General features: G+C 49.4%; 5 protein-coding genes and 1 riboswitch. Of the genes, 4 read left to right on the top strand and 1 reads right to left on the bottom strand.

Annotated elements, in window-relative coordinates; all coding sequences use genetic code 11:
* Positions 1 to 373 precede the first annotated feature (373 nt).
* The gene (locus QN359_RS19285; RefSeq protein WP_322250674.1) at positions 374 to 943 is read right to left on the bottom strand and encodes a manganese efflux pump MntP family protein; all 570 of its coding nucleotides are present in this window, start codon (positions 941 to 943) and stop codon (positions 374 to 376) included.
* An 8-nt stretch (positions 944 to 951) separates the two neighbouring features.
* Positions 952 to 1116, bottom strand: a riboswitch (yybP-ykoY riboswitch).
* Positions 1117 to 1324: 208 nt separating this feature from the next.
* Between QN359_RS19285 and QN359_RS19280 the strand changes: the two genes are divergently transcribed.
* The 4 genes from QN359_RS19280 (at position 1325) to QN359_RS19265 (ending at position 5137) form a co-directional block, all read left to right on the top strand.
* Complete coding sequence (locus QN359_RS19280; RefSeq protein ID WP_322250675.1) at positions 1325 to 1786, top strand: cache domain-containing protein; 462 nt, start codon at positions 1325 to 1327, stop codon at positions 1784 to 1786.
* Positions 1787 to 2155: 369 nt separating this feature from the next.
* Complete coding sequence (locus QN359_RS19275) at positions 2156 to 2617, top strand: cache domain-containing protein (protein WP_322250676.1); 462 nt, start codon at positions 2156 to 2158, stop codon at positions 2615 to 2617.
* Positions 2618 to 3491: 874 nt separating this feature from the next.
* Positions 3492 to 3929 (top strand): helix-turn-helix domain-containing protein, encoded by a 438-nt coding sequence (locus QN359_RS19270; RefSeq protein WP_322250677.1) that lies wholly within the window; start codon positions 3492 to 3494, stop codon positions 3927 to 3929.
* 2 nt (positions 3930 to 3931) lie between these two features.
* Positions 3932 to 5137, top strand: coding sequence for a HipA domain-containing protein (locus tag QN359_RS19265; RefSeq protein ID WP_322250678.1), 1206 nt, complete (start codon positions 3932 to 3934; stop codon positions 5135 to 5137).
* Positions 5138 to 5150 lie beyond the last annotated feature (13 nt).

Raw genomic sequence — 5150 nt, 5'->3', positions numbered from 1 at the left:
TGTAAAAAACGTCCATCAGGCTTTTGCGACAGCCTCTGAAGGCCGGGGTTTCAAACCCTAGTCAGATTTTTGATGAAAAATCAATATTGATTCAAATTGAGACAAAGGGAAATACAAGAAATGGCTTGCCTGTTCGGCATGCACTTAAGGTATTGGAAGCGTGGTTCAGATGCGCGATTACCTGTTGGGAATCGGTGATAAGCAGTCCTTCTCAGGACTCGGATGTGGCGGTAGGAATGCCTTGCTTTGGCATGACTCAATATAACAGCTTACTTCGTATTGGCCTGTACTAAATGCAAATCTTAGGGCGAATTACATACACTAGGGAGGCGCGGATTTAATCCGCACTGCTTTGCGCGGATTCCGGAGCGCGTTAGGCTACTTTGCCGATGTGCTCGTAGAGGATGAGGCATCCAATTCCGACCAAGAGCATTCCACCCAGCACTTCAGCACGCCTGCCGGCAATGACGCCCAATACCCTTCCAAGCATTACGCCGATGGTCACCATGATAAAGGTAGAGAGGCCAATGGCAGCTGCGGTGACGAGAATATCTGCACCCATCATCGCCAGTCCCACGCCGACCACCATGGCATCGATACTGGTGGCAAATCCGGTGAGGGCCAAGACCCAAAAAGAATGGCTGCCAGGCTTATTTACATCGGCTTCTGGTTCTGCAAATCCGGCCTGCATCATTCGCAAACCCAGAACGCTCAACAGAGTGAAGGCAATCCAGTGATCCCACGCAGACACATACGGTGCCGCCACTTGGCCTGAAGCCCAGCCGATGATCGGTGTTATCGCTTCGATTATTCCAAAAATAGCACCGGTTCGTAATGCTTCGCGCCAATGTGGTTTGTGTAGTGTCGCGCCTTTTCCTAGCGCAGCAGCAAAGGCATCGGTCGACATAGCGAGTGAGAGTACAGCAGTAGCGGCTAAATTCATGAGGATCTTTCCGGTCGGGCAGGAGCAAAGGCATGCCACGCGGCCCGACTGGACGCGTTGACATGCCGATGGTCTCGCCAAACTCACGGCTGCCCGCACCACGGCATGGAACAATCACCGAGTATGTTGATGCGGGCGCTTCCGGGGGACGGAAGCAGGCTACTCCCCAAAGGATCGGCCTAGTATAACAAATTTTGCGCTGGAGAAAGTTCCCGTCCAACGGGAAGAATTTCCTACTTCCCCGCGCACAAGGGCTGTGATGCTTACCATGTTGTACAAAGGTAACTAATGGATTATTACCCCGCATGCGCCGATGTAATTCCAATCTCACTTGAGGTAAGCTTGAAAAAAAATACGTTGACTACCCAAAAAGGAGACCCCATGAAACGCTACGCCATCCTCGGCATCACTTGCCTGCTGCTTGCCCCTACGCTATCGGTGCATGCGCAGACCGCCAACAAGTTCGATGCGATTACGCTCGTCGACAAGGCTGTGGCAAATATAGAGAAAAAAGGGGTGGAAGAAGCCTGTAAAGACTTCGCTGATACTAAGGGGGGCTATATTCTGGGGGATCTGTATGTGTTTGTTCAGGATGCGCAAGTGATGATGGTCTGCCACGCCACCACACCTAGAATGAATGGCAAAGACATGTCGCTGTTGAAGGACGCAAACGGGAAAAGATTTTCGCAGGAAATGCGCGACGTCGCGCAATCGAAAAAATCCGGCTGGGTCGATTATGTCTGGGTCAATCCTGTCACCAAGGCGCTGGAAGAAAAAACCTCCTATGTCCGCTTGGCGAGTGGCCAATATACAGTTGGCGCTGGGATTTATAAGCCAAAGTAAGCGGTATGGGCAAGTTGCCGACCATCATCAAAAATCTGACCAGGGTTTGAAATCCCGAACGTCATTCCTGCGAGCTTTTGGCAGGAATCCAGCGGCGTTCGTGGTTAACTGGAAATGCCAAAAATAATGGCATTTCCAGTGTGAAAAACGACGCGGTGTGCTGTGTTCTCGGTATGGAAACGTGCCCGCCACGCTTTTGCGACAGCTTCTTGTCTCCACAATACACCATGTAAAGCTGGAAATTGCCGACTAAATATGTTGCATTATTGCAACTAATAAAGTCCTGCCCCATTTATCGATATAATTCTGATCATACTTGAGGTAAGCTTGGAAAAAAATAAACATGTTCATTACCCAACAGGAGACCCCATGAAACGCTACGCCATCCTCGGCATCACTTGCCTGCTGCTTACCCCTACGCTGCCGGTTTTTGCGCAGACCGCCAATAAGTTTGACGCGATTGCTCTGGTGGATAAGGCGGTGGCAGATATCGAGAAAAAAGGCGTGGACGAAGCCTGTAAAGAGTTCGCTGATCCCAAGAGTGGCAATATTCAGGGTGATCTGTATGTGTTTGTTCTGGACTCGAAAATGACGATGGTCTGCGACGCCTTCACCCCTAAGATGAATGGCAAAGACATGTCGCTGTTGAAGGATGCAAACGGGAAAAAATTTGTACAGGAAATGCGTGACATGGTGCAATCGAGAAGATCCGGCTGGGTTGATTATGTATGGACCAATCCTGCCACCAAAATGCTGGAAGGCAAAACTTCCTATGTCCGCCTGGCGAGTAACAAATACACAGTTGGTGCCGGAATTTATAAGACTAAATAAACGTTAAAATTCAGCTATCAAGCACAGGCAAACCGCTGCGTTTTCACCTGTACAGCACTATTGCCGAGCGAGCATAATTTTCGCTGAATTCACTTCTATCAACTCGGTCAAGGCTGCCACCTGGCAGCCTATTTCCTCACCCAAGCGGGTGAGTAAATACTCCACGTGCGGCGGCACGAAATCCGCTTTACAAAGCCATCACGTTCTAGCTGCTGCAAACTCTGGGCCTGCATTTTGTCACTGACTAATCGGCCGGCCTACCACTTCGCTGGCCGAGGTGATACAGGCCGTACTGTCAATTCTATATAGTCGGCGCGGTGTTCCTCCCAGACTAGCATTAATGTCATGCCTTTGCGCCGCAACTCGTTTTTACGCATATTGATCCTTGGTGCTGGCACACTTTCTCCAGTCAAAAGGCTAGAAGCGTACCCGGTAGATTGCAAAATGCGTAACATTATTATTGGACAGTACAACGCCATCCCGGCATCGTGACCGTTGATTCCGCAAAAGGCATGAAATCGGTCACGTTCGCCCGGAATGGGCGGTCACGTTAAAATGGAATGACTGGTCACAATGCCGGAATCACTGGTCACGTTCCTCCGGAATACTCATCTGCGATCGTAAAGAATGAACATTGGCTACATTGGGCAGTGTTAAGTTGTTGGAGAATTAGCCAGAAAATAGCGCTCATACCAACGATAATTGCAGAAATGACAGGTTTGCAAGAGTGGAAATATTATGTCTCATAAAGATGTCAATATTATGTATATTGCTTTATTTATGAGGCAGCTATAAAAATGTGTGTTTGTAATTTATTCGATGATGCCTCATAAAATTGACAATAGTATTTATAATGCCTAATATATGAGTCATTATGACTAAAAAATCCGTCACTCTCTATCCAGGCCAAACGGCACAGATGTCTGCCTTTGGTGATCGTATTCGTCTTGCACGATTGCGGCGTAAGCTCACGACCACGTTGTTTTCGGAGCGTATGGGTGTTTCTAGAGAGACCCTGCGCAGGGTCGAGAACGGCGATCCAACGGTCGCTTTTGGCTCTTACTTGAGCGCACTGCAGACACTTGGTTTGAGTGCGGATGTGAATAAGCTTGCAAATGATGACGTGCTTGGGAGAAAACTTCAAGACGCTATGCTGATCAAGCAGCCTAGCCGAACAGTAGCAAAAAACACAAATAAGCGGACGTTTAAATCACCCGTTATCGAAGGACCTTTGCAAGAGGGCAGGCAATCTCTGGCCAGTCAGGTCTTGGCGAAATACAAAACTAAATCCGTCTTGAGTGATAAGGATTAGCGATGGCACGTAAATCAAAGCTGGCCAATGTATGGCTTGATGACGTCCGATTCGGGGAACCTTTATATATAGGCGATTTAATTATCCCTGAGCATAGCGATACGCCAGCGGCCTTCAGCTATTCGCAAGCGTGGCTAACGGAGGCGAATGCCTTTGCTATTGATCCTTATTTGCCGTTGGTTGCAGGACCCCAATATCCTGTCAAAGGAACGCTGGCCGGTATTTTCCGTGATACTGCCCCAGACAGATGGGGCAGGGTGCTGATTGAGCGACGCGAGGCATTGTTAGCGATTCGGGAGTCAAGAGCGAATCGAACCTTATTTGACCTCGATTTTCTGTTGGCAGTACAAGACGTATCCCGTATGGGAGGTCTTAGGTTCAAGGACGAGCAAGAGGAATTTATTTCGAGTGGTGAGTTTGCGGTTCCTCCCGTAAGTAAATTACGTGAGCTGCAGGCCTTAGCTGCGCGCATACAAGATGTTGGCATTGAATCCTTACCCGAGTATGAGCAATGGTTGGCCATGTTGATGGCGCCTGGCACATCGCTCGGTGGAGCTCGGCCGAAAGCCAGCTTTGAAGACACGGACGGGTCGCTGTGGATTGCCAAATTTCCAGCGCAAGATGATCGCTACGATATCGGGAAGTGGGAGTATCTGGCACATCGGTTGGCGAGAAACTCTGGCATTGCAGTTCCGAACTCCAGGCTGGAACAACTCGGCGGGCAATACCATACATTTTGTGTCAATCGCTTCGATCGAGTGGGGCACCGCCGCCGAATGTACGCTTCTGCGATGACCATGAGCGGCAAGCAGGACGGTGAGCCGAGCAGCTATCTTGATATTGCTCAGGTTATCACCGACCACGGCGCGCGTGGTCATGTGGATTTTGATTTGGCGGAGCTGTTTCGCAGGTTAATGTTTAATGTGGCGATCGGAAACAGAGATGACCATTTGCGTAATCATGGCTTTTTAAGGGAAGAATCGGGCTGGCGACTTGCTCCCGCTTTTGACATGAATCCAAATCCAGCAAAGCGTGAGCATGCTTTGGATTTGGGGGCTAAAAGCACACCGGATACTGCGCTCGATGCTGCAATTTCTACTCATGAGTTCTATCGACTAACGGATTCCGAGGCCGCTCTTATTCTCGGTGTTTGTCAAACAACCTGTCGCACAACCCGTCAAGCCGCCTGCTTCATTTCTTCCGTTTGAGCCCGTTCTGGGT

It is taken from the genome of Undibacterium sp. 5I2 (assembly GCF_035019605.1).
Taxonomy (GTDB): domain Bacteria; phylum Pseudomonadota; class Gammaproteobacteria; order Burkholderiales; family Burkholderiaceae_D; genus Undibacterium.
The sequence above is the reverse complement of the archived record's forward strand: the minus strand, read 5'-3'. Positions and strand labels throughout refer to the sequence as shown.